The sequence below is a fragment of the Ideonella alba genome (genome assembly GCF_018069875.1).
Lineage (GTDB): Bacteria > Pseudomonadota > Gammaproteobacteria > Burkholderiales > Burkholderiaceae_C > Ideonella > Ideonella alba.
In genome coordinates, this window is the sequence record NZ_JAGQDF010000030.1 from 1 (window position 1) to 1,516 (window position 1,516).

General features: G+C 60.5%; 2 protein-coding genes. Both read left to right on the forward strand.

Translation table 11 applies throughout. The features are described 5' to 3' along the window. Positions 1-191 precede the first annotated feature (191 nt). Entirely contained in the window at positions 192-746 is a 555-nt protein-coding gene (locus KAK07_RS25030; protein WP_210863692.1) for a hypothetical protein, read from the forward strand. Between the two features lie 166 nt (positions 747-912). Beyond that, entirely contained in the window at positions 913-1,278 is a 366-nt protein-coding gene (locus tag KAK07_RS25035) for a hypothetical protein (protein WP_210863694.1), read from the forward strand. Positions 1,279-1,516: the final 238 nt, after the last annotated feature.

Here is a 1,516-nt window from a genome sequence, read left to right on the forward strand (position 1 = left end):
CTTCCCATCGTGGCACTCAGTTGCCGTCTGCCGCTTCGCGGCTGGTCCGGGACGGGGAAGTCCCTTTCATTCGTTAGATTCGCAAACACCACCCCATGCGACCTCTGATCACTTTACTCGCCGCAGCAGTCCTACTGACAGGCTGTGCCATCGAGCCCGTTTCGCCCGCGCCTCGAGCGACACCCACAGCGGTGCCTGAGCGCGCAACCTCCCAACTGCTTGACCTTCACAGTGTCATTACCCGTTTGCCACCCGAAGAAGCGAAGTTCAACGTCCGCTATGGCATGTTCTGCCAAGTAGGGCGTCCTCGTGGCCTTCCTGCGGGCCGCTTGCCAGTCACCGACAGCGACTTGACGCAAGGATTCCGCGCTGTCCTTGAGCCGCTGAAGTTTCGACTGGCTGCCCAGAGCGAGACAGTCTTTGCGGCTGCGGTCCCGCCAGACTTTCGGATCGGCGCAACCGTCACAAAGGTTGAAGCCAACTTCTGTTTTCCCTTCTCTGGCAGTCCGCTGCTGAACGTAGGCGCACCGGACCTGGCAAAGGGCAACGTTTTCATGCAAACCGTCTGGGAAGTGTTCTCGGTGTCTCAGGGGAAGGTGGTATTCACCCAAACCACTACCGGAGCATTCACTGCTCAGGAGTCACTTCCCGGCGGCGTTGCAACCATGTTCCTCAACGTATTCATGGAGAATCTTCGCAATCTTGCCGCGGAACCCGCATTTCGTGCAGTAGTTGTCTCTCAATGAGGCAGTGCGAATCTAACTATTCGTTCCAGCCGACACGCTCCGGCCTGCGGCCTCTGCGCGCGGCTGAACTCAAACGTTAGGCGCCACAAGCCAAGGGGTCTCATTACGACGGTAGCTAAAGCCACCGAATGCGTGCTTGGTGAGACGCACAATACAGCCTGGAACCATGCTTGGCGCTGCCATCGCAAACCCCATTCTCGTGCTTCTGCAACCGGCCGTACTTGCGCTCGGCGCAGCGCTCGTCATCAAGTACGCCGCACGGCTGGTTCAGGTGTTTGGCGTGCCAGGCATACGCTCTGTGCCACTGGGTGTACTTGCGGGTGCTGCCGTGGTTCTCGGCATGCTCAGCCTACTTATCCCAACATTTGTCGTGCCGTTTGTGGTCGCGCCGATCGCATGGGCCCTGTTCCATGTGTGGTTCGTCCACGAAGAGGCTCGCAAGTCACGGCCGTGGCTGGCACTGCTTGCGTCCATTTCCATCACAGCCTGGTCTGCGCTCGGCATCTGGCTTCTTGTATGGCCCTTCGTCTAGTCCAATCAAAAGTGCGCGAGGTGTGGCCGGAGCCGCACGCGCACGCCCACCCCTCCCGCGCGGTGACGCCTAACCCCTCGCTGGAACCGACGCCCACCGTCATGGCACTTGGCCCGCTTCCCGGCTTAAGCCATCATCCGTCCAGCGGGCCAAGCGTCATGCCGGCGTGCGCGGCTCAGCTCGAACTACAAGGGCTTCCCCGTCCGTCAAGCGCAAGTTGATCCCAGGCCCGCATAGC